The following is a 1,740-nucleotide window of genomic DNA, read 5'->3' on the forward strand; positions in this document are numbered from 1 at the left end:
GACACCGTGATGGTTTGCGTTTGTTCTGGCGCAGTGTTACCACAGCTATCTGTTAATGTCCATGTTCTGGTAATTACGAATGATCCTTCGCAAGTTCCTGCGACTACAGCGTCTGTGTAGGTCGCGTCTAGTGTTGCAGAACAGTTGTCATTTTCATCAGTAACATCTCCTGTAATGTTTACTCCAGCATCGTAGTTACATGATGCATCTGTAAATATTTCGATATCTGCAGGTGCAGTAAATGTTGGAGGAGTAGAGTCTTGGATAGTTAAAGTAGCATTAAGGTTTGTTACATTTCCGCAAGCATCAGTTGCTGTGTAAATAACAGGAATAGTACCTCCAAGGCCACAAGTAGAGACTAAATTATTATAATTGTAATTAGAAGTTACTACTACTGAAATATCATTAGCACATGCCTCAATTGCAGCAATATTATCTGTATTCCATTGATTAGCATTAGTTTCATTATTAGTTGCATCACATTCAATGATTTCATCTGTTACAGTACAACTAGATAAGTCTGGACCTGTAGCATCTCCAAAAGTTAATGTAACAGCAATAGAAGAACTGTTTCCACAATCATCAGTTACAGTATAATTAACAGTAATAGTTCCACAAGGGCCACATACTGTATTTAGATTATTAAAATCATAATCGGAAGTTACTTGATTTGTTAAATCCGTGTCGCAATTATCTGTACTACAAGCTTGAAGAGCAGCAATATTATCTGCATTCCATTGGTCCGCAATTGTTTGATTATCTGTAGCTGTACAATCAACAGATTGATTAGTAATATTACAACTAGAAATATCTGGAGCTGTATTATCAGAGACCGTAATAGTTTGTATTAGTGTTGTTGTATTGCCACAATCATCAGCAAGTGTCCAAGTTCTGGTAATAACGCTTTCATTAGCACAGCTACCAGAAGCAGTTGTGTCTGTGTATGTAGCATCTAATGTTGTAGAACAGTTGTCATTTTCATCAGTAACATTACCTGTAATAGTAAGGTCATTAGGGTCTTGATCACATTCTATCTCAATATCTGCAGGAGCAGTAAATGTTGGTGCGATATTATCGGAAACGGTAATGGTTTGCGTTTGTTCTGGAGCAGTGTTACCACAGCTATCTGTTAATGTCCATGTTCTTGTGATTATGAATGATCCTTCGCAAGTTCCAGCGACTATAGTGTTTGTATAGGTCGCGTCTAGTGTTGCAGAACAGTTATCTGCTTCGTCTGTAACATCTCCTGTAATGTTTACTCCAGCATCGTAGTTACATGATGCATCTGTAAATATCTCAATATCTGCCGGTGCAGTAAATGTTGGTGCAATATTATCAGACACCGTAATGGTTTGTGTTTGTTCTGGCGCAGTGTTACCACAGCTATCTGTTAATGTCCATGTTCTTGTGATTACGAATGATCCTTCGCAAGTTCCAGCGACTATAGTGTCTGTATAGGTCGCGTCTAGTGTTGCAGAACAGTTATCTGCTTCGTCTGTAACATCTCCTGTAATGTTTACTCCAGCATCGTAGTTACATGATGCATCTGTAAATATTTCAATATCTGCAGGTGCAGTAAATGTTGGTGCGATATTATCGGACACCGTGATGGTTTGCGTTTGTTCTGGCGCAGTGTTACCACAGCTATCTGTTAATGTCCATGTTCTGGTAATTACGAATGATCCTTCGCAAGTTCCTGCGACTACAGCGTCTGTGTAGGTCGCGTCTAGTGTTGCAGAA

The 1,740-nt window shown here is 39.0% G+C and carries 1 protein-coding gene; it reads right to left on the minus strand.

Translation table 11 applies throughout. The features are described from left to right. Positions 1-1,740 (minus strand): HYR-like domain-containing protein (locus tag ACVC2P_RS12615; protein WP_452598824.1); only part of this gene is annotated, 1,740 nt, incomplete at both ends.

It is taken from the genome of Pontimicrobium sp. MEBiC01747, from assembly GCF_053601635.1.